Origin of the sequence: Rugamonas apoptosis, from assembly GCF_014042355.1 — a bacterium.
Classification (GTDB): domain Bacteria; phylum Pseudomonadota; class Gammaproteobacteria; order Burkholderiales; family Burkholderiaceae_D; genus Rugamonas; species Rugamonas apoptosis.
Window position 1 is genome coordinate 93,799 of record NZ_JACEZU010000013.1, and the last position, 21,731, is coordinate 115,529.

General features: G+C 70.2%; 15 protein-coding genes. 5 read left to right on the forward strand and 10 right to left on the reverse strand.

Features of this window, described 5'->3' with window-relative positions; translation table 11 throughout:
* Positions 1–12: 12 nt before the first annotated feature.
* The 7 genes from H3H39_RS22870 to H3H39_RS22900 all read right to left on the reverse strand — a co-directional run bounded on the left by H3H39_RS22870 (position 13) and on the right by H3H39_RS22900 (position 9,282).
* On the reverse strand, positions 13–1,593 hold the full coding sequence (locus H3H39_RS22870) for a methyl-accepting chemotaxis protein (RefSeq protein WP_182156699.1): 1,581 nt from the start codon (positions 1,591–1,593) through the stop codon (positions 13–15).
* 96 nt (positions 1,594–1,689) lie between these two features.
* Positions 1,690–1,905, reverse strand: coding sequence for a hypothetical protein (locus tag H3H39_RS22875; RefSeq protein WP_182156700.1), 216 nt, complete (start codon positions 1,903–1,905; stop codon positions 1,690–1,692).
* Positions 1,906–1,974: 69 nt separating this feature from the next.
* Entirely contained in the window at positions 1,975–3,336 is a 1,362-nt protein-coding gene (locus H3H39_RS22880) for a TolC family outer membrane protein (protein ID WP_182156701.1), read from the reverse strand.
* Positions 3,337–3,340: 4 nt separating this feature from the next.
* On the reverse strand, positions 3,341–6,403 hold the full coding sequence (locus H3H39_RS22885; protein WP_182156702.1) for an efflux RND transporter permease subunit: 3,063 nt from the start codon (positions 6,401–6,403) through the stop codon (positions 3,341–3,343).
* Positions 6,400–7,482: an efflux RND transporter periplasmic adaptor subunit gene (locus H3H39_RS22890; protein WP_311196964.1), complete on the reverse strand. Its 1,083-nt coding sequence runs from the start codon at positions 7,480–7,482 to the stop codon at positions 6,400–6,402. The genes H3H39_RS22885 and H3H39_RS22890 overlap by 4 nt, the downstream gene beginning before the upstream one ends.
* A gap of 354 nt (positions 7,483–7,836) precedes the next feature.
* On the reverse strand, positions 7,837–8,544 hold the full coding sequence (locus tag H3H39_RS22895) for a TetR/AcrR family transcriptional regulator (protein ID WP_229218196.1): 708 nt from the start codon (positions 8,542–8,544) through the stop codon (positions 7,837–7,839).
* A 57-nt stretch (positions 8,545–8,601) separates the two neighbouring features.
* The gene (locus tag H3H39_RS22900; RefSeq protein WP_182156704.1) at positions 8,602–9,282 is read right to left on the reverse strand and encodes a TetR/AcrR family transcriptional regulator; all 681 of its coding nucleotides are present in this window, start codon (positions 9,280–9,282) and stop codon (positions 8,602–8,604) included.
* Between the two features lie 126 nt (positions 9,283–9,408).
* On the opposite strand from H3H39_RS22900, the gene H3H39_RS22905 reads away from it, so the two are divergent.
* From H3H39_RS22905 to H3H39_RS22925, 5 genes are all read left to right on the forward strand, one after another.
* The gene (locus H3H39_RS22905) at positions 9,409–10,551 is read left to right on the forward strand and encodes a VOC family protein (protein WP_182156705.1); all 1,143 of its coding nucleotides are present in this window, start codon (positions 9,409–9,411) and stop codon (positions 10,549–10,551) included.
* Between the two features lie 31 nt (positions 10,552–10,582).
* Positions 10,583–11,539, forward strand: coding sequence for a fumarylacetoacetate hydrolase family protein (locus H3H39_RS22910; protein WP_182156706.1), 957 nt, complete (start codon positions 10,583–10,585; stop codon positions 11,537–11,539).
* Positions 11,536–12,564, forward strand: a complete 1,029-nt coding sequence (locus tag H3H39_RS22915; protein WP_182156707.1) for an alcohol dehydrogenase catalytic domain-containing protein — start codon at positions 11,536–11,538, stop codon at positions 12,562–12,564. The genes H3H39_RS22910 and H3H39_RS22915 overlap by 4 nt, the downstream gene beginning before the upstream one ends.
* Positions 12,565–12,586: 22 nt before the next feature.
* The gene (locus H3H39_RS22920; protein ID WP_182156708.1) at positions 12,587–14,518 is read left to right on the forward strand and encodes an acyl-CoA synthetase; all 1,932 of its coding nucleotides are present in this window, start codon (positions 12,587–12,589) and stop codon (positions 14,516–14,518) included.
* Positions 14,519–14,714: 196 nt separating this feature from the next.
* Positions 14,715–15,800: a transporter gene (locus H3H39_RS22925; RefSeq protein ID WP_229218197.1), complete on the forward strand. Its 1,086-nt coding sequence runs from the start codon at positions 14,715–14,717 to the stop codon at positions 15,798–15,800.
* 27 nt (positions 15,801–15,827) lie between these two features.
* Here H3H39_RS22925 and H3H39_RS22930 read toward each other — a convergent pair whose 3' ends face one another.
* The 3 genes from H3H39_RS22930 to H3H39_RS28420 are packed head-to-tail and all read right to left on the reverse strand — an operon-like array spanning position 15,828 to position 21,690.
* A complete protein-coding gene (locus H3H39_RS22930; protein WP_182156710.1) occupies positions 15,828–16,934 on the reverse strand; it encodes a response regulator in 1,107 nt (368 codons plus the stop codon).
* Positions 16,935–16,936: 2 nt separating this feature from the next.
* A complete protein-coding gene (locus H3H39_RS22935; protein ID WP_182156711.1) occupies positions 16,937–20,119 on the reverse strand; it encodes a response regulator in 3,183 nt (1,060 codons plus the stop codon).
* A complete protein-coding gene (locus H3H39_RS28420; protein WP_182156712.1) occupies positions 20,116–21,690 on the reverse strand; it encodes a methyl-accepting chemotaxis protein in 1,575 nt (524 codons plus the stop codon). The genes H3H39_RS22935 and H3H39_RS28420 overlap by 4 nt, the downstream gene beginning before the upstream one ends.
* Between the last annotated feature and the right edge of the window lie 41 nt (positions 21,691–21,731).

Sequence of the window (21,731 nt, forward strand, 5' to 3'; positions counted from 1 at the left end):
GGCGGGCGCCAGTCAAGTGACCGCCGGGCGCGCCAGCGTGAACAGGCTGATGGCCTGTGTCAGGCGGCCGGCCTGGTCGTGCAGGCTGGCCGCCGCCATGGCCGCTTGCTCCACCAGCGTCGCGTTCTGCCGGGTGTTCTCGTCCATTTCCTCCATGGCGCGGCTCACCTGCCCAATATCGGCGCTCTGTTCGCTGCTGGCCACGGCAATTTCCCGCATCAGCCCGGCGGCATGTTCGACCGCGCCGATGATGTCGCGCGCCGTCTGCCCAGCGTCCGTTACCAGCAGGTTGCCCTGAGCAACCTTGTCGACCGTATCGCCCAGCTGCGCCTTGATTTCCTTGGCGGCCGCCGTCGACCGCTGGGCCAGGTGGCGCACTTCCGCCGCGACCACGGCAAAGCCGCGGCCCTGCTCGCCGGCCCGGGCCGCCTCGACCGCCGCGTTCAGCGCCAGGAGATTGGTCTGGAATGCGATCCCTTCGATCAGCGCGATCATGTCCTCGATACGCTTGCCGGCCAGGCTGATGTCGCCCATGGTCGCCCCCATGCGGCCGATGGCCTCGCCGCCCTGGCGCGCCACCCCGGTCGCGTGCGCCATCAGTTCGCTGGCGTGCTGGGCATGCCGCGCCGTCTGCTGCACCGTGCCGGCCAGCCGTTCCACACTGGCGGCGGACTCCTCCAGGCTGGCCGCCTGGGCCGCGGTGCGCGCCGCCAGGTCGGCGTTGCCGGCCGCCACATCGCGCGCTGCGGCGCGGATGTTGTCGACATTGTCGTGCACGTCGCCGATGATGGCACCCAGGTTCAGATTCATCTGCTGGGTGGCGCGCAGCAACTGGCCAACATCATCGTCGCGCCGGATATCGAGCCTGCCACCCAACTCGCCACTGGCGATGGCGCGCACGGCCCGGATCGCGTCACGCAGCGGCGCCACGAACGATACCTGCAAGCCATGCCACAGCAAGCCGATCAAAGTGGCACCGAACAGCCCCCCGGCCGCGAACCAGGCACCGGCCCGGCCGCCCAGCAACAGGGCGCCGGCGCCACCGCCGCCCAGCAGCAGCATGGCAACCGTCGCCAGCGCGCCGATCGCGCGCCACTCGGTCGACAGGTTCTTCATGCGCAGCCACAATCCGCCCCAGCCGCTGCGGCGCAGTTGTCCCTGGTGTAGCGCCAGGCGCGCCGGGTTGCCCGCGGCCAGACTGCGATAGACGGCGGCTGCAGCTTCCACGCGCGCCCGTGCCGGCGTGGTGCGCACCGAAATATAGCCCACCACCCTGCCGTTTTCGCGCATAGGCGAGACGTTGGCCTCGACCCAGTAGAAATCGCCGTTCTTGCAGCGGTTCTTGACCAGGCCGCTCCACGGCAGGCCTGCCTTCAACGTCATCCACAGGTCGGCAAACGCGGCCGGCGGCATGTCCGGATGGCGCACCAGGTTGTGGGGTGCGCCCAGCAACTCCTGTTCGCTGAAGCCGCTCACCTCGACAAAGCACGGGTTGACGTAGACGATCTTGCCCCGCAGGTCGGTCTTGGAGACAATGCACTTGCCCTCGTCGAGCAAGAACTCGACGTTGGTCACGGGCAGGTTTTGACGCATGATGATTCCCTTATAGTCGGTGTAAAAACGCTGGCCAGGCTGGCACTGGCGCCCCCCGGCCAGCCAACGGGCGCCATGCAGGCCTGCGCGCGCCGGCTACTGGCCAGGGACGGGCGGCGCCTCCTCCGTGCCGCCCTGCGGCTCGGCCCCCCTTGACGTCTGTTCCGGCACATCAAGCCGGAAGAAGTCGACAGCGGCGCGAAACGCCGCCGTCTGCTGCTCGATACGCTTCCTGAGCGCCCGCCGTTGCCGGTCCAGTAGCGCCGCCTTTTCCGCCAGCATGCGCACGTCATGTAAATTGAAGCGCTCCATTTTGTCCTCCTCCAATACACTGCAACTGGCCGGCACGTGGGGCGCGCTGCGCCGCCGCGCCGTGCCGCCCTACCCGTGGCCGCCTTCCAGCCACAGATCCAGCGTGCGCAGGCTGTCCTCATTGAGCTCGCCGGCCGCCGCCGCCAGGCGCAAGCGGCCCAGCAGATAGTCGACCCGGCCCTGCATCAGCTCCAGCTGGGCCGCATACAGGCGCTGCTGCGCATCCAATACGTCGAGCGCGGTGCGGGTACCCACATCGCGCCCCTGGCTGGTCGCGTCCAGCGCGCTGCGCGCCGACACCAGCGCCTGCTCCTGCGCGGCCACGCGCGACACGCCCGTGGTGACGGCCAGATAGCCCTCCTGCACGGCCAGACGCACGTCGCGCCTGGCCGCCGCCAGTTCCTGTTCGGCCTGGCCGACCCGGGCCGCCGCCTCGCGCTGGCGCGAATCGAGTCCGCCGCCGGCATACAGCGGCACGTTCAGCACCAGGCCGATGGCGGCGTTGCGGTCGCCGCTGGGGGCCACCAGCGGCGACAGGTTGCCGCTCTGGTTACGGGCGCCATAGCTGGCCACCAGATCGACCGTCGGGCGGGCCGCCAGGCCCTTCTTGGACAGCTCGGCCTGGGCGATCTCCAGCGCCGACTGCCGGGCCAGCACCGCCGTGCTGCGGCCCTCGCCCGTGGCCTGCCAGGCCGCCAGCGCGGCTGGCTCGGGCGCACGCGGCACGAACGACTGGGCCAGCGGGGCCAGCCCGTCCGGCGCCAGGCCCGTCGTTTCGCGGAACTGCGCCTGGCGCAGTTCCAGCATCGAACGGGCCGCCACCTCGCGGGTGGTCACCGCGTCCAGCCGCGCCTGCGCCTCGCGCAGGTCGGTGATGCGGTCCTGGCCCACGTCGAAGCGGGCCTGGGCGCGGTCGCGCTGCTGGCGCACGGCCGCCAGTTCATTGCCCACCACGCGCAGCGTCTCCTCGGCCAGCAATACGCCGAAATAGGCTTGCGCCACCCGCAGCGCCTGCTCCTGGCGCGCCGCCGCAAAACTGGTCTGGGCCAGCTCGGTCTGCTGGTGCAACTGGCGGCGGCTGGCCAGCGCGCCCCGGTCGTACAGCGGCTGTACCAGCTGCAGCGTGGCCTGGCGCGCCGTGCCGGTGCTGTCGGTCGACAGCAGCGACGAGACGGGCGGCGCCAGCTCGCCGGTCTGGTGGTCGTGGATGCGGCTGACGCCGGCCTGCAGGCTCACGCGCGGCCGCAGCAGCGCGTCGCCCTGCAAGGCCTGTTCGCGCCCGGCCAGCAAGGCCTGGTCGGCCGCCAGGCTGGCCGGATCATTGGCCAGCGACTGGCGGTAGGCGTCTGCCACGTCCATCGCGCCGGCCAGGCCGCCGTACAGGGCCAGCAACAGGCCGAGGACGGCGGGCTTGGTATGCAACTTCATCATCGCTTTATTCTCCTTGTGCGGCAACGGGGCGCTGCGCGCGGTAGCAGGCCGCGTACAGGGCCGGCAAAAAGATCAGGGTCAGCAGCGTGGCCACGGCCAGGCCGCCCATGATGGCCCAGGCCATCGGGCCCCAGAACACCGATTCGGTCAGCGGTACCATGGCCAGGATGGCGGCCAGCGCGGTCAGCACGATGGGACGCAGGCGGCGCACGGCCGATTCCACGATCGCAGTCCACAGCGGCACGCCCTGCTCCAGGTCCTGGTCGATCTGCACCACCAGGATCACCGAGTTGCGGATGATCATCCCAGCCAGCGCGATCACGCCCAGCATGGCCACGAAGCCGAACGGAATCCGGAACGCCGCCATGATCAGCGCCACGCCGATCAGGCCCAGCGGCGCGGTCATCAGCACCAGCACCATCTTCTTCATATCCTGCAGCTGGACCATCAACAGCACCAGCACCACGATCAAGGTCACCGGCATCACGGCGAACACGGAACGCTGGGCCTTGGCGCTCGATTCGGCCGCGCCGCCCACCTCGATGCCGTAGCCGAGCGGCAGGTCCTTGTTCATCGCCTGCAGCGTCGGCCACAGCGCGCCCGTCACGTCCGGCGCCTGCGCGCCCTCGATGTCGGCCCGCACGGTCAGGGTCGGGATGCGGTTCCGGCGCCAGATCTCGCTCTCCTCGCTGTCGAGCGCCAGGCGCGCCACCTGCGACACCGGCACGAACTTGCCGTCACGCAGATAGATCTTGGCGTCCTTCAGGTTATTCAGGTCGGTGCGCTCGGCGGCCACCAGGCGCGCCATCACGGCAATCGCCTGGTCGTCCTCGCGGTACTGGGTGATCGGGGTGCCCGACAGCGACGCTTCCAGCGCGGCCTTGATCTGGACCGAGCTCACACCCAGCGCGCGCGCCTTGTCCTGGTCGACATCGACCCGCACCCGCTTGACGCGCTCGCCCCAGTCCTCGTTCACTTCACGCACGTGCGGATTGGCGCGCACGATGGCGCCCACCTTGGCGCCGATCTGGCGCACCTTGGCCGGATCGTTGCCGTACACGCGGAACTGCACCGGATAGCCCACCGGCGGGCCGTTTTCCAGCCGGTTGACGCGGCCGCGCACGTTGGGGAAGTGTCCGTCGAACAGCTTGCGCAGCTTGGCGATGGCACGCTCGCGCGCTTCGCCGCCCTTGGTCATGACCATCATCTCGCCCAGGTTCTGGTTGGGCGTCTGCACGTCCAGCGGCAGGTAGAAGCGCGGCGCGCCGTCGCCCACGAAGCTGGTCACCGCCTCGATGTCCGGATCGCCCTTTAGCAGGCGTTCCAGCTCGGCCACTTCGCGTTCGCTGGCCTCGAAGGTGGACGCCTTGGGCATCCACAGGTCGACCATCAGTTCAGCGCGGTCGGAAGCGGGGAAGAACTGCTGCGGCACCACCTTGAACAGCGTCAGCGAGCCGGCGAAGATCACCAGCGTAATGGCGATCACCCAGCCCCGGTGGCGCAGGCAGAAGTCGACCAGGTGGCGGAACTTGACGTAGAAACCGCGCTGGTATACCGCGTCCTCGTCGTGATGGGCGTGCGGCTCTTCCTTGAGCAGCTTGAAGCCGATATAGGGCGTAAACAGCACCGCCACCACCCACGACAGGATCAACGCAATGCCCACCACCTGGAACAGCGAGTACACATATTCGCCGGTGCCCGACTGGGCAAAGCCTACCGGCAGGAAGCCGGCCGCCGTGATCAGGGTGCCGGTCAGCATGGGGAACGCGGTGGCCGTGTAGGCGTAGGTGGCGGCGCGCGCCTTGTCCCAGCCCTGCTCCAGCTTGAGCGCCATCATTTCCACCGCGATGATGGCGTCATCCACCAGCAGGCCCAGCGCGATGATCAGCGCGCCCAGCGAAATGCGCTGCAGGTCGATGCCCATGATGTACATGGCCAGGAAGGTCATGGCCAGCACCAGCGGGATGCACAGCGCCACCACCAGGCCGGTGCGCAGGCCCAGCGAGAAGAAGCTCACCGCCAGCACGATCAGCACCGCTTCGGCCAGGCTCTTCTTGAATTCATGCACCGAGTGCTCCACCACGCGCGGCTGGTCGCTGACCGGGTGCAGCTGCACGCCCACCGGCAGGCTGGCCTGGATGCGCTTGACCGTCTCGTCGAGCTGCTGGCCGAGGTGGATCACGTCGCCGCCCTTGCGCATGCTGACGGCCAGGCCCAGCGCCTGCTGGCCATTGAAGCGCATGCGCGCCACGGCCGGCTCGACGAAGCCGCGCCGCACCTCGGCGATGTCGCCCAGGCGGAAGGTGCGCTGGCCGGCGTGGATGCCGATGGCGCGGATGTTCTCCACCGAGTCGAACTCGCCGCTGACGGTCAGCCGCACCTGCTCGGTGCTGGTCTGCACCGTGCCGGCGGCGGCCACCGCGTTGGTCTGGGCCAGCGTGGCGGCGATCAGGGCCGGGTCCAGCCCCAGCGAGGCCAGCTTGGCGTTCGACATTTCGACGTAAATCTTTTCCTCCTGCTTGCCCAGCAGGTCGACCTTGTTGACGTCGGCCACGCGCAGGAATTCGTTGCGCGCCGCGTCGGCCATCTTGCGCAGGTCGGCGTAGTCGAAGCCGTCGCCCGTGATCGCGTACATATTGCCGAAGGTGTCGCCGAATTCATCGTTGAAGAACGGTCCCTGCACGCCTTGCGGCAGGCTCTGGTGCATGTCGCTCAGCTTCTTGCGCACCTGGTACCACACGTCCGGCACCCGCGCCGGCGGCACCGCCTCGCGCAGGTTGATCTTGATCTGGGTTTCGCCCGGCTTGACGTAGGTCGACATGTAGTCGATCTCGGCCACGCCCTGCAGCTTGCGCTCCATCAGGTCCGTCACCTGGTCGGCCATCTGCTGGGCCGAACTACCCGGCCAGTAGGTCTGCACCACCATGGTCTTGATGGTGAACTCGGGGTCTTCCTTCTGGCCCAGGCTGCCGTAGGCCAGGATGCCGGCCACCGTCAGCAGCATCAGCAGGAAAGCGATCATCTGCTGATGCTTGAGCGCCCATTCGGACAAATTGACACCCTTCATTTGGCGCCTCCGGTCACGCGCACCAACTGGTGCGGCTGCAGCAGGTGCACGCCCGCCGTCACCACCGTCTCGCCGCCAGCCAGGCCCGCCGTCACGAGTACGCTGTCATTTTGGGCGCTGCCCAGCTGCACTTCGCGCGCGGCCACGCGCTGGTTCTTGGGATCGACCACCCACACCAGGCGCTTGCCGTCGCCGTCGACGATGGCCGTCAGCGGCAGCCGGATGGCGCTCTTGCCGTCGACATCGGGCGCATGTACCGACGCCGTCATGCCCAGCCGCAGCAGGGCCGGATCGGGCTGCTCGATGGTGATGCGGGCCGAATAGGTGCGCGTGACGCTGTCCGTGTCCGGCGCCAGCTGGCGCAAGCTGCCATGCCAGGTCCGGCCGGGGTGGGCCCAGACCGACACCTCCAGCGCGCGTGCCAGGCGCAATTCGTCCACGCGTGACTCGGGAATGCTAATCGCCACCTCGCGCTCGCCATCGGCCGCCAGCGTCACCACCGGCTGGCCGGCCGCCACCACTTGACCCGCCTCGGCCTGCAGGGCGCTGACCACGCCGTCGCGGTCGGCCACCAGGCTGGTGTAGCCACGCTGGTTGACGTTCAACTGCTGGCGCGCCAGGGCCGAGCGCAGCTGCGCTTCGGCCTGTTGCAGCGCCAGGCGCTGGTGGTCCAGCTCCGCCTGCGAGGCGAACTGGCGCGCCAGCAGCTGCTCGGTACGGGCCAGGTCCACCTTGGCCTGCGCCACGCGGCTCTGGGCCGCGTCGGTATCGGCGCCGGCGGCCGTCAGCAGCAGGCTTTCCTGCGCCGCATCCAGTTGCAGCAGCGGTTGGCCGCGCTTGACATGGCTGCCCACCTCCACCAGGCGGGCAACGATCTTGCCGCTGGTGCGAAAGCCCAGCTGGCTCTCGTAACGGGCGCGGATCTCGCCCGAGTAGTTGGCGCCCACCGTGCCATTGCCCTGGCCGGCGACCACGGTGCGCACCACGCGCACCTCCTCATGCTCGGCGGTTGGCGCGGGGGAGCAGCCGGCCAGGAGGCTGGCCGCGCTGATGGCAAGGGCTGCTGTTCGATAGTTCACGTTCACTTCAAAGTCCTCCTTAGGTCAGGTATGCTCACTATAACCCATAACGAGTCATTTGTCATTATGACGTTTTATTCAGAGTGACGATACATACAAGTTACTTGCAGGCAAAAGGAGGACGGCGCCGGACAGCGCTGGCGCAGCGGACAAAAACAGCAGGAAATGAGGGGAAACCGGCGGAAGAATTGCGGCGAGGAACCGGGCCGGCAAGCCCGGTCGGGCATTACCGGCGATGGCCGGTCGCGCCCGGCAAAGGGCGGCTTAGACGTGTGGGAACGGGGGATCAGGCGGCGCCGTGGCCGCGCGCCGGAACGCTATCCGGACCGCAGGCCAGGCGCATGGCGGGCAAACTCAGTCGGCGCCAGCTTCCTGCGACTTGGCGCGGGCCTGGGCGCGCGCCAGCAGGGATTCGGCCGGCGGCACCAGCTTGGGCAAGGCTGGAGCCATGACGCGCTCGGTGTCCATGACCGACATGCCCAGCGTGCGCAACACGGCGGCGACAATTTTTTCCGGATAGTCCTTGGCAACGCGGCCCTGCGCCATACGGTTGATGGCCACCAGCGCGGCGCCGGCGGCGACGTCGAGCACGATGTCAAGCGGCACCGGGGCAAAGCAGCCCGACTTCTGCCCTTCCTCCAGGTCCGCCGGCAAATAGCGGAACACGGCGCTCTGGTCGCCCAGCAGGCGCAGGCCGGCGCCCGCCAGGAACCGCGCCAGCAGGCGCTGGGAGCGGGCCAGGTGCAGGTAGCAGCGCATGCCGGTCGCCACCCGCAGCGCCGGATCGGCGATATCGGCGACCGCCGGTTCGATCAGCTGGATCATTTCGGCGCTCAGTTCGCTGCTGACGGCGGCCAGCAGATCGTCATTGGTGCGGAAGTAATTGTAGAACGAGCCCTGCGACACTTCGGCCGCCGCCACCACATCGGGAATGATGCTGGCGCCGACGCCCTTCTCGGCAAACACGATCATGGCGCTTTCGATCAGGCGCTTGCGCATGCGTTCGCGCCGTTCGGCGGCAACGCGGGGACGGTGGTCGGTGGACTTGGCGGCGTCGGGCATGGTCAGTCAGTGCGGGGCTGGGTGAATGAGGACGGGGCGATCATAGCAGATCGTCGCCTAACCGGGAAAAACCTGGGTGCGGCGCAGGATGGAGCTGGGCGGCAGGTCGAACATCGGCAACGGCAACGCCGCCAGCCGGGTGGCCTCGGCGCGCGCCAGGCCCAGCGCCCGCAACAGGGCGCGCACGCTGACGTCGGGATAGTCGTCATCCTGCGGCTCGCGCGCCACGGCATAGGCGGCGCTCAGCACCACCCCCACCACCAGGTCGGCCGCCACCCGCTGGCTGATATCGTGGAAGCGCCTGGTGGCGATGCCCAGCGCCACGTCGCGCGCCATGAAGCGCAGGCCGAGCAGGCTGCTGTTGGCGGTCGGGAACGGCAGGCGCGCCATGAAGGTGCCAAACAGCGGGAAGCGCATCACGGCATGCAGCAGCAGCCGGGCGCCGCAAGCGATGCGCTCGGCCGGGTCTTCGCTGTGCTGCACTACCGGGTCGATGGCGCGCAGCAGCTCGTCGTTGATCTCGCTGGCCACCTCGGCCATCAATTCATCGTTGGTGCGGAAGTAGTTATAGAACGAGCCGCGCGCCATGCCTGCCTGGGCGATCACATCCTCGATCACGGCATGCGGGCCCTTCTGCGCAAACACCAGCAAGGCGCTCTCAAGCAGTCTGGCGCGGGTCTTGGCGCGGCGCCGGGCGGCGACGCGGGTACGGTGGTTTTGTGGGTCTTCAATGTTCATTTTCGTCTCTTTGCGGCCATTGTACGCAAATTCCTATTGACACGCCAGTCATTCTGACGGTACTGTCACTATCAAATACAAACGGGCCTGTCCACGCGGACACCCAGAGACCGGAGACTTCTCTCGATGAAACAACCTTCCAACGGTGTGCTGCGTACGCCGCATGCCTACCCCCAAAGCGCGCTGCCGCCCGGCGTCCAACCGCTGGCCCGACCGGTGCCGCTGGTCAAGGCCCAGTCGCTGGCCTTCCTGATGTTCGAAAAACCCGACCTGGCCGCGTGCGAAAACTTCCTCACCGATTTCGGCCTGCAAACGGTTGAACGCACCGCCGAGCGCCTGCTGATGCGCGGCAGCGGACCGCAGGCCTGCATCTACATGGCACGCCGCGGCCGTCGTGCGCGCTACCTCGGCGCCGCCTTCAGCGTGGCCGGCGAGGCCGAGCTGGCCCTGCTGGAGACGCGCATCGGCGCGCGCCGCCTGCCGGCCGGCGCCATCCCCGGCGGCGGCAGCGGCGTCGAGCTGACCGACCCGGCCGGCAATGTACTGTGGCTGATCTGCGGCCAGCGGGCGCCGGCGCCCCTGCCGCTGCGCGCCCCGCTGCTGGCCGACACCAATTGCTACGGCCAGCTGCGGCGCGTCAACCGCACCGTGCGCCCGCCGATGGAGCCGGCCGCCGTCGCCAAGCTGGGCCACGTGGTGCTGCAGACGGTGGACTTCGCCGGCATGGCCGACTGGTATATGCGCCACCTGGGCCTGATCCCCACCGACGTCCAGTACCTGGCCGACGGCTCGCCCAACCTGGCCTTCTTCCGGCTCGACCTGGGCGACACGCCGGCCGACCACCACAGCTTCGTGCTGGCCGGCGGGATCGAGGAAAAGTATGAGCACAGCGCCTACGAGGTGGTCGACCTGGACGCGCTGGGCCAAGGCCAGAACGTGCTGCGCGCCAACGGCCACCGCCATATGTGGGGCATCGGCCGCCACGTGCTGGGCAGCCAGTTGTTCGACTACTGGTGCGACCCGGACGGCATGGAATTCGAACACTACACGGACGGCGACGTTTTCACGGCCAGCCACGAAACCCACTACGTGCCGCTCGAGCTGTCAGGGATCTGGGCCTGGGGCCACGACGTGCCGGCCTCGATGGGCGTCAAGCGCGACCTCGGCACGCTGGTCAAGATCGTGCGCCTGCTGCGCCAGGGCCGTTTGTCGCTGGCGCGGCTGCAACTGCTCGGACGCGCCATGTCCGCGCCGCGCCCCTGGCTCTAACCGCAACCCACTTATTCCCTAGGAGATCTTTATGGCAGTCCAAGTCGTCCGTTACCTGCAAGACGATGCCCCCGCATGGGGCGTCGTCCATGACCGGCGCGTCGCGCCCCTGTCCGGCCACTGGCCCAGCACCGCCGATTTCGTCCGCGGCGGTCTCGATGCCGCCTGGGCCAGCACCGCGGCCGAAGCCACCCTCAACCTGGACCGGCTGCAGCTGCTCTCGCCCGTCACCAGCGACCGCCAGTTCGTGTGCCAGGGCACCAACTACGCCACCCATGTGCGCGAATCGGGCATGGATCCCGACGCCATTCCCTTCAATACCCTGTTTACCAAGGCGCCGTCGTGCCTGACCTCGGCCCACGCCGACGTGGTGCGGCCGGCCCATGTGCGCCTGCTCGATTACGAAGTCGAGCTGGGGCTGGTGATGCGGCGCGCGCTGACGGCGCCCGTCACGGTGGAACCGGACCAGCTGCACGAATACCTGGCCGGCGTCACCGTCGTCAACGACCTGTCGGCGCGCGACGTGCAGCTGCCGCAGGCCCAGTTCTACAAGGGCAAGAGCTACCGCGGCTTCGGCCCCACCGGCCCGTTCCTGCTGCTGCTCAGCCCCGCCGAGTGGCGCCGCTGGCCCGAGCTGCGCCTGCGCCTGCACGTGAACGGCCAGCCGCGCCAGGATTCCTACGCCGGCGACATGATCTTCCAGCCGCACCGCACGCTGTCCGAATTGTCGGCCCTGCACGACATGCAGCCGGGCGACCTGATCGCGACCGGCACCCCGGCCGGCTGCGCGGCGCGCGCGCCGGGCAAGCTGGTGATGTGGGTCATGCGCCACCTGCTGTCGGACGGCGCCAAGTGGCGCCTGTTCATTCAGAAAGGCCAGCGCAACCCGGCCTACCTGCAGCCGAACGACGTGGTCACGGCGTCGATCCGCACCGACGACGGCAGCCTGGATCTGGGCGAGCAGCGCAACCGGATCGTGGCGCCATGACCGGCACCACCCTGGCCGCCACCATCGACGACTTCGGCGACGCCGGCCGGCTACAGTTGCGCGTGCTGCCCCTGGCCCGCCCCGGCCGGGGCCAGATCATGGTCCGGGTCGAGGCGGCCTCGGTCAATCCGATCGACGTGCGGCGCCGCAGCGGCTACGGCCGCCGCCTGATGTCGCTGCTGGGCGCGGCCCGCCTGCCGCTGGTGCTGGGCAACGACTTCGCGGGCACGGTGTGCGCCGTGGGGCCCGGGGTGACGCAGTGGCGCGAAGGCGATGCCGTATACGGCGTCAAGCCGCCCTCCAGCCAGGGCACGCACGCCACCCACGTGGTGGTGGCCGCCCAGCACGCCTTGCGCCGCCCGCCTGGCATGGCGGCCATCCAGGTGGCCACACTGCCCTACAACTTCCTTACCGTCTGGCGCGCGCTGGCCGGCGCCGGCATCACGCACGACGCGGCCGCCGGCCGCCGGGTGCTGGTGCATGGCGCCTCGGGCGGACTGGGGCTGATCGCGTTGCGCCTGCTGCAGTCCATGGACGCGCACGTCACGGCCATCGCCGGCGGTGCGCAGCTGGCCGCATGCCAACGGGCCGGCGCCCAGGAAACGCTGGACCGCCATGCCGCCCCGCTGGCGGCGCTGCCGGCCGACTTCGCCGCCACGCTGAACTTCGCCAGTTGGGACGACGAGGCCGCGCTGCTGCGCCTGCTCACGGCGCGGGCCCTGGGCCATGCCAGCACCGTCCATCCCATGCTCGGTCTGGTCGACCGCCACGGCCTGGCCGGCGGCCTGGCCAGGGCCTGGTATCAGCGGCGCCGTATGGCCGCACACTTGCCGCACGGCGCGCGCTATGACTGGACCGTGTTCCGTCCCGCTGCCGACGCCTTGCGCGCCCTGGCCGACTTTGCCCCGCTGCTGCCCCTGCACGGCGCCATTGTCACCTATCCGCTTACCCAGGCGGCCCAGGCGCACCGCCACGTCGAGCTGCGCGAACCGGGCCGCGTCGTGCTGCTGCCCCAACTTACCTGAACCGCCAATTCCAGGAGTCTTCATGTCCGAACTCAATCACCGCGCACCGCAGGCGCCCCTCCGCACCCTTGCCGACATCCATGCCTTCGAACACGAGCCCGGGTCGCAGCAACTGGCGGCAGACACCACCTACGACGTGCTGCGCCAGGCCGCCGCCCGCCATCCGCAGCGCACAGCCTTGCGCTTTGTGCTGAGCGGCGCGGCCGATGCGCCCGAATTCTGCTTCAGCTACCAGCACCTGCTGGATGGCGTGACGCAGGCCGCCAACGCCTTCCACCACGCCGGCATCGCGCCCGGCAAAGCGGTGGCGCTGCTGCTGCCCAACCTGCCCGAGACCCATTTCGCCCTGTGGGGCGCGCAGGCAGCCGGCATCGCCAGCCCGCTCAACCCGCTGCTGGAAGCGGAACACCTGGCCAGCCTGGTCGAGGCCACCCGGGCCGAAGTACTGGTGACGCTGGCGGCGCAGCCGGAGGGCGACCTGTGGCACAAGGCACTGGCCGTCATCGAGCGCTGCCCGTCGATCCGCACCGTGCTCGTGGTCGACCTGGACGCCTACGTGGCGCCGGCCGCCCGCGCCGGCCTGCAGGCGTTGCGCGCCAAGGCGCCGCTGCCGCAACGTCCTGGCGTCGAGGTGCTGTCGTTCAGCGCCGCGCTGGCCACGCAACCGGCCGACCGCCTCGTTTCGGGGCGCGTGATCCGGCCCGACGACCTGTGCGCCTATTTCCACACCGGCGGCACCACCGGCCTGCCCAAGATCGCGGTCCACACCCATTTGAACGAAGCCTTTGTCGCCGCCATGCTGCAAGCGCTGGAACCGGACCCGCACGTGGTGCTGTGCGGCCTGCCGCTGTTCCACGTCAACGGCGCGCTGGTCACCGGCCTGGGCGCCTTCCATGGCGGCTGGGAAGTGGTGCTGCTCACGCCGCAGGGCTACCGCGGGCCGGGCGTGATGGCGCGCTTCTGGCACCTGGTCGAACGCTTCGGGGCCACCAGCTTCAGCGCCGTGCCCACCATCTTCGCCGGCCTGGCCGCGCTGCCGCACGATGGCGCCGACATCACTTCGCTGCGCCACGCCTTCTGCGGCGCCGCGCCGCTGCCGGCCGAAGTGGCGCGCCAGTTCGAGGCCCATGCCGGCATCCCCCTGTGCGAAGGCTATGGCCTGACGGAGGCGGCCTGCATCTCGGCCGTCAATCCGCCCGGCTTCGGCCGCCGCCCCGGCAGCGTGGGGCTGCGCCTGCCGCACCAGCGCCTGCAAGCGTGGAAGCTGGACGCCGACGGCCAGGCCAGCGAACCGTGCGCCGCCGGCGAAGTGGGCGTGATCGGCGTCAGCGGTCCCAACGTCTTCCCCGGCTACCTGCGCGAGAGCGACAACCGCGGTATCTGGCTCAGCCCCGGCTGGCTCAACACGGGTGACCTGGGCTACCTGGACCAGGATGGCTTCGTGCACCTGACCGGGCGCGCCAAGGACCTGATCATCCGGGGCGGCCACAACATCGACCCGGCCATGGTCGAGGATGCCCTGCTGCGCCACCCGGCCGTGGCGCTGGCGGCCGCCGTGGGCCAGCCGGACGAGCACGCGGGCGAATTGCCGGTCGCCTACGTCACCCTGAAACCGGGCGCCAGCATCGACAGCGCCGCCCTGCTGGCCGCGGCGCGCGAACTGGTGCCGGAACGGGCGGCGGTGCCGGCCCGCATCGAAATCCTGCCGCAAATGGCGCTCACCGCCGTCGGCAAGGTGGCCAAGGCCGAGCTGCGCCTGCGCGCGGCCGAACACGTGCTGGGCCAGCTGCTGACCCAGCACGGCCTGGCCGCCACGGTGCGCATGGTGGCCGACGCCGCGCGCGGCAGCGTGGCGCGGCTGCGCTGCCCGGGCCATGAAGCCGGCCGCGCACAAGCCCTGCTGGAGCGCTTCCCGTATCCGGTGGAGCTGGTCATCGGCACCGAGACCCCGTAATGCGGCTACCGCTACCGGCCAGGGGCACATGCGGTTGACGCGGCCGGCGCCGGCCCGCGCCGCCATCCCGGTTTAAACAGTTCAGGAAGGGAGTTTGACTGCCGCCGTCGCGGCGGCAGTCTTTTTTTACCAGACGGACCCGCACCAATACGACGGACCCGCAACACAACAATCACTACCACCAATGGAGACGAGCATGACCAAACTGATGAAGAAGACTGCCCTGTACGCCTTGCTGGGCGCCGCCGCCGGCGCCCATGCCGCCGAAGGGTTCGAGCCGCGCTACAACGTGGCCGGCAGCCTGGGCGGCGAGATTTTCGCCCCGCCCGACCAGACCGGCTGGGCCGCCGGCCTGGCCACCACCTATGTCCCGGTGCGCAAGGTAACGGGCGACGATGGCAAGGCGCTGACCCTGCCGGTGCCCGGCGGCGCGCTGGCCGTGCCCGGCCTCCCGGCCGCCGCTTCCCCCACCTATGGCCCTGGCCGCACCACCCTGGACGGCAACGGCAACATGACGCGCCAGGACCTGGCACTGGCCTACCTGACGCCCGAGCAGTATGCGGGCGGGCGCCTGCTGTTCGTGGTGGACGTGCCGTTCGCCCGCAAGCACCAGTCCATCGCCCTGCATGGCGACACCCCGGCCCTGAACTGGCCGGCCCCCGTGCCGCAGCCCGTGCAGTCGGCCGTGGCGGGCCAGTTCGCGGCCCAGTACCAGGGCGCCCAGGCGGCCCAGGGCGAGGCCGCCACCGGCGCCATCAACGGTATCGGCGACACCGAACTGATCGCCGGCTGGCAGTACGTGGGCGAGCAGTGGCGCGTGCTGGGCAGCGCCGCGCTGGTTATGCCGACCGGGAAATACGGTACCGACCCCCAGCCCGACGTCGGCCAGGGCAACTTCCGCACGCTGCGCCCGGCGCTGCAAGTGGCCTACCTGCCCACGCCGCAGTTGGCGCTGGCGGCCAAGGTATCGCTCGGCCTGAACGGGCGCAACCACGACAACCAGCTGCGCAGCGGCAACTGGTGGGGCACGGAACTGGCGGCCGGCTACAAGACCGGCATCGGCGTGTTCGGCCTGCACGCACTGCGGGTGCAGCAGTACCAGGACGACGACAACAATCCGTTCGGCGCCAGCCGCTACCGCACCACCAATGCCGGCGCCTTCTACACCGCCCGCCTGCCGGGCCTGGGCACCATCGTCACCCTGCAGTACATCGACACCATGGCGTCGCGCAATGCCAAGCATAGCAGCTTCTTGCAGCTGCGCCTGATCCAGCTGTTCTGATGCCGACCCGGGCTGCCGCGCGACCCGTCAGGCCGTGTCGGCCAGCCGGACCGCCACCTGTTCGAAGGCCGGCAACTGGCGTTGGAAGGCATCCACCACGGCCGGGTCGAAATGCGCGCCCCGGCCGGCGGCGATGAAGGCGGCGGCCTGCTCCGGCGCCATCGGCTCCTTGTACGGCCGGCGCGCCAGCAAGGCGTCGAACACGTCGGCCACCGCCATCAGGCGCGCCGCCAGCGGGATGGCGTCGCCGGCCAGGCCCTGCGGATAGCCGGAGCCATCCCATTTTTCGTGGTGGCCGCCGGCGATCTGCATCGCCACTTCCAGGAACCGGCCGCGCACCCCCATCTGCCGGCCGGCCCGGCGCAGGATGTCCTGGCCGCGCTGGGCGTGGGTCTGCATGACGGCCCATTCGTGCGGCTCGAACTTGCCCGGCTTGAGCAGGATGTGGTCGGGGATGGCGATCTTGCCAATGTCGTGCAGCGGGGCCGACTTGGCCATCAGTTCGATCAGCTGCGGCGTCAGTTGCTCCGCGTAGCCGGGCTGGCTGGCCAGGTCGGTGGCCAGCAGGCGCACGTACTGGGAGGTGCGGCGCACGTGGTTGCCCGTGTTCTCGTCGCGGAACTCGGCCAGGGACACCATCACGTCGATGGCCGCATCCTGCAACTGGTAGATCTCGGCCAGCCGTTCGCTGGCCTGCTCCTGCAACTGGCCGTTCTGCCGGTGCAGGAAGTCATGCCATGCCTTGACGGCCAGCTGGGCCTTGACGCGGGCCGCCACGATGGGCGGGCTGATCGGCTTGTGGATGAAGTCGACGGCGCCCAGCGCCAGGCCGTGCTGCTCGTCTTCCAGCGCATCGCGCGCGGTCAGGAACAGCACCGGCACCCGGGCCAAGTGCGCGTCGGCCTTCAGGCGGCGGCACACTTCGTAGCCGTCCATGTCGGGCATCATCACGTCGAGCAGCACCAGGTCGGGCGCTTCGGCCTGCGCCAGCGCCAGCGCCTTGGGGCCATTGTTGGCCAGTTGCACCCGGTACTGGTCGCGCAACAGGCCGTCGAGCAGGCTGAGGTTGGCGGGGGTGTCGTCCACCACCAGCACGGTGGGTCGGGATGCCGAAACGGCGCTTGGGGTCATCATCACTACGGGTCCTGGGTTACGGTGGCGGCGGCCAGGCTGGCCAGCGCACGGTCAAAATCATATTGTTCCAGCGCGCTGCCGATGCGGCGCGCGGCGGCCTGGCCCAGCATGCGCGTGAGCTCCGGCCGGCAGTCCCGCCACAGCGACAGCGCTTCGCTGTCACAGGCGGCCAGCATGCGGCGCAGGCGCGGCAGCCAGTCCGGCGCCAGCACGGCGGCGGCCGGCGATGCGGCCATTTCCTCCCCCGGCGCCGGTTGCGCAAGCTGCGCCGCCAGGGCGTCCAGCAGCGCCTGCAACGGCGGCGCCAGGCGTGCCAGGCTGTCGCTGGCCGCTTCGGCCGCGCGCTGGCGACAATCGTGCTCCAGCTGGCCGGCCAGGTGCGCCACCTGGTCGGCACCCAGCGTGCCGGCCATGCCCCGCAAGGTATGGACCAGCAGCTCGGCAGCCGGCCAGCCGCCGGCGGACAGTTGGTCGGCCAGGGTGGTGCCGGCGGCGCCGAAATCGGCCACGAATGCCGCCAGCAGGCGGTGATACAGCGGCGCCTGGCCGCCGGCGCGGCGCAGCCCCGTGTCCTGGTCCAGGCCGGCGATCGGTGCCAGCGCCGGCGCGCCCTGGGGCGCCAGCGCCGCTGGCGGGCGCGTGCCGTCGTAATGGCGGGCCAAGGTGCGATACAGCTGTTCCGGCTCGACCGGCTTGCCGACGTGGCCATCCATGCCGGCGGCGGCGCAGCGCGCGCGCTCCTCCGGCATGGCATGGGCCGTCATGGCGATCACCGGCAAGTCGGCATGGCGGTGGTCCTGGCGCAGGCGGCGCGTGGCCTCGTAGCCATCCATCACGGGCATCTGCAAGTCCATCAGCACCGCGTCGAAATGGCCGGCCGGGCGCGCGTCCAGGCGCGCAAGCGCCGCCTCGCCATGCTCGACGCTCTCCACCTGTACCCCGCGCATGGCCAGCAGTTCATAGGCCAGCTGGCGGTTGGTGGCGTGGTCCTCGACCAGCAGCACGCGCATGCCATGCAGGCTCGACGGCGGCGCCGCCGGCACGGCCGGCGATGCCTCCGGTGCGCCCAGCAGCCGGCGCAGGAGCGCGCGCAGCGTGTCCGGCTGGGCCGGCTTGGCCACGCAGCCCAACAGGCCCAACCGGGCCGCCGCCGCAGTGGCGTAGTCCGGGTCGGCCGCCGTCAGCGCCGCCGTCGGCGGCAGCGCCAGGCCGGCTTCGTCCAGGCTGTCCAGCCAGTCTTCCACGTCCTGCCCCGGCCAGTCCCAGTCCAGCAGCAACAGCTGGTAGGGCCGGCGCCAGCGCAACGCCGCTTCGAGCCGGGTGCGCGCCGCGCCCAGGCCCGGCACCACGTCGATGGCGCCGTCCACGCCCAGCGCGCGCAGCAGGTTTTGCAGCGCCAGCCGGGTTGGCGCCAGATCGTCCACCACCAGCACGCGCAAGGTGGCCAGCGCCGGCGGCAAGGCCGGCAGCGGCACGGCCGGACAGCGCGCCAGGCGCAGCGCCACCGTGAAGCGGGCGCCCTGGCCGGGAACGCTCTCGGCCCAGATGCGCCCGTCCATCAGGCTCACCAGCTTATGCGAAATGGCCAGCCCCAGGCCGGTGCCGCCGTATTTGCGGGTGGTCGAGCCGTCGGCCTGGCTGAATTCCTGGAACAATCGGCCCAGCTGCTCCTGGCTCATGCCGATGCCGGTGTCGCGCACGGTGAAGCACAGCGCCAGGCTGTCGGTCTCGCGCCGCTCGGCCTGCACCGCCAGCCGCACGCTGCCGGACTCGGTGAACTTGACCGCATTGCTCAGCAGGTTGGTGAGCACCTGGCCCAACCGCAAGGCGTCGCCCAGCAGCATGCCGCCCTCGCCCACCAGCTCGCGTTCGGCCAGGTCCAGCACCAGTTCCAGCTGCTTTTCCTGGGCCTGCTGGCGCACCAGCGCCAGCGCGTTGGCCAGCACGTCTTCCAGCCGGAACGGCGCCAGTTCCAGCACCATCTTGCCCGCCTCCACCTTGGAAAAATCCAGGATGTCGTTGATGATGCCCAGCAGCGCCGTCGCCGCCTGGTGCACCTGGCTGATGTAGCTGTGCTGGCGCGGACTGAGGTCCGTCTGCAGCGCCAGGCAGGCCATGCCGATGATGGCGTTCATGGGGGTGCGGATTTCGTGGCTCATATTGGCCAGGAACATGGACTTGGCGCGGCTGGCCTCTTCCGAGTGCTGGCGCGCCTGCTCCAGTTCGCGCTGCACGGCCGCGCGCCGGTGCAGGTCTTGCTCGATGGCGCTGGCCATGCTGTTGAAGGCGCCGCCCAGGGCCGCCAGTTCCTGCACGCCGAAGCCGGTGTCCGGGCCGGGGCCGGCCAGCACACCCTCGACCCGCGTGCCGTAATCGCCGCGGGCCAGGCTGGCCGCCGCGCGCGACAGGCGCCGGATCGGCCGCAGCACCTGGCGTTGCAGCACCCAGCCGGCCGTCAGCACCAGCCCCAGGCTGGCCAGCAGGCAGGCCAGGGTGGCGCGGATTAAACGGTCCAGCCGGTCCTGGGCCGTCAGCATCTCGGCGCGGGTGCGCCGCTCGGTGGCGCCGGCCAGCGCCGCCAGCGCGTCGGACAGCTCGGCCTGCAGCCGGTTGTACTGGTCGCTGTGAACCAGGGTGGTGGCCTCGTTCAGGCGCGGCAAGCCCTCGCCGAAGCGGCCACGGCCGGCGTCGTACACCAGCCCCTGGGCGGCGCCGAACGCCACCTTCTCGACCTGCTGCACGGCCTCGGTGGCGCGCGTGACGCGCGCCAGCGCGGCGAATTCGTCGGCGCCAAAGCCCAGCGCCTGCATGCGCGCGCCCAGCGAGCGGCGCACGCCGTCGGGCGGCAGGCGGTGCTGGCGGCGCCCGGCGATCACGTCCTTCCAGTAGGTGGACGGATCGAAGCCGGCCGGCGGCGCCTTGGCGCCGGCGCGGATGGCCAGGATGTCGTAGTAATAGGTCAGGTAGCGTTGGTTGCCCGTCACGGCATAGGCGCGCACCAGGCTCACCAGCTGCTCGGCCTCCTGCAGCAGGCCGTAGCTCAGGGTCAGCGCCAGCTGGCGCCGCTCCTGGGCACGCACGGCCTGGCAGTAGTCCTGCTGGATCAGCACGATCAGCACGGTGTTCAGCGCCAGTGCCAACAGCGCCGAACCGCACAGGCCCAGCGTGACGCGGCGCAGCTTCATGCCGCTTGCGCCAGCAATGCGGGTGGCCGGGCCAGGCACACCTTGTCGGTCGCCTGCCGCCCCAGCCGAAAAATCGCCAGGCTGGCACTGAGGCGGCCCGCCTGGTCTTCCAGCGATACCGCCGCGGCGGCCGCCTGTTCCACCAGCGCCGCGTTCTGCTGGGTCATCGCGTCCATCTGGTGGATCGCATGGTCGACCTGCTCGATGCCACGGCTTTGCTGGGCGCTGGCGGCGGCGATCTCGCCCATGATGCCGGCCACATGCTGCACGGCGCCCACGATTTCGGCCATGGTGCTGCCGGCCTGGTCGGCCAGGCGCGCGCCGGCGTCGATCCGCTCCACCGAGGAGCCGATCAGGTCGCGGATCTGGCGCGCCGACGCGGCGCTGCGCTGGGCCAGGTTGCGCACCTCGCCCGCCACCACGGCAAAGCCGCGTCCCTGCTCGCCGGCGCGCGCCGCCTCCACGGCCGCGTTCAGGGCCAGCAGGTTGGTCTGGAAGGCGATGCTGTCGATCACGCCGATGATGTCGGCGATCTGCACGGCCGAGGCGTGGATGGCGTTCATGGTGGTGACCACGTCGGCCACCACGGCGCCACCGCGCTGGGCCACGCTGGCCGCGCCCAGCACCAGCTCATTGGCCTGGCGCGCATGGTCGGCGTTGCGCAGCACGGTGCCGGTCAGGGCCGCCATCGAATGGGCGGTCTGCTCCTGCCGGCTGGCCTGCAATTCGGTGCGCGAGGACAGGTCGGCGTTGCCGGCCGCGATGTCGGCGCTGGCGTGGCGGATGGTGGACGAGGCGGCCTTGACGTCGGCCACGATGGCGCCGAGCCGGCCCTGCATGGCCTTCAGCACGGCCAGCACGCTGCCCTCGTCACCCGCTTCGGTGGCGATGTCCATCGACAGGTCGCCCGCCGCCACCGCCTGCGCGATGGCGCAGGCATATTCCGGTTCACCGCCCAGCTGCTGCCAGATCGAGCGCACCACGTACCAGGACACCAGGCCCAGCGCGGCGATCACCAGCACGGCCACCGCAACGGAAGTGCTCAGCACATGGCGCACGCTGGCGCCGCTGGCGGCCACGCCGCCGTCGAAGCGGCGCTGCGCCAGCCGGCGCGTCTGCGCCAGGTCGGCCTGCAGCACCTGCAACTGCTGCTGCATGGCGACGATGGCCTGGTCCGCGTCACCCGTCTCCACTTCCAGCAGGATACGCGCCACCTGCATGGCGGGCGCGTAGTAGGCGTCGAATTCGCGCCGCAGGCGGGCCGCCAGCGGCTGCTGGCCAGGCAACGTGCCGAGCACCTGCAACTGGCCCTGGATTACCCTGGACTGCTCGGCCAGCGCGCCCAGGCGCCGGCTGTCGCCCTCGGTCACGGCATCCTTGAAGCCGCCGCTCAGGCCATCCATCTGCTGGCCCAGCTCCTTGACCTGCTCCAGCAAGGGATAGTCGGCATGGGCCGTGGCGTCGATCGACGCGATCGCGCCCGTGATGAAGTACACCGTCACCGCCAGCCCGAGGCCAAACAGGACGGCGGCGATCACCGGTACCGCCCAGATTCTATGCTTGATGCTCATCACATGCTCTCCATCCCGGCGCCCACAACAGCGGGCCCGCG